1 protein-coding gene is annotated in these 239 nt (G+C 58.6%); it reads right to left on the reverse strand.

What is annotated here, in order from left to right; genetic code table 11:
* Positions 1-237 (reverse strand): ABC transporter substrate-binding protein (locus tag NCR38_RS34090; protein WP_250478547.1); only part of this gene is annotated, 237 nt, incomplete at its 3' end.
* Positions 238-239: the final 2 nt, after the last annotated feature.

Here is a 239-nt window from a genome sequence, read left to right on the forward strand (position 1 = left end):
CGTATTCGACAGATAGCCGCCGAACAGGAGCTTCACCTGTTCCCGCGAAACGAGTTCCTGCGCGACGCGAACCGTATCGCCGGGATTGCCGTTGTCGTCGCGTGAAACGACTTCGAGCTTCTTGCCGTCGATGCCACCTGCCGCGTTGATCTGTTCGAGCGCGAGATTCCAGCCGTTCCTGTAGGGCATGAGAAACGCGGGCTGCGCCTTGTAGCTATTGATCTCGCCGATCTTAATGC

It is taken from the genome of Caballeronia sp. INML1, from assembly GCF_023631085.1.
Taxonomy (GTDB): domain Bacteria; phylum Pseudomonadota; class Gammaproteobacteria; order Burkholderiales; family Burkholderiaceae; genus Caballeronia; species Caballeronia turbans.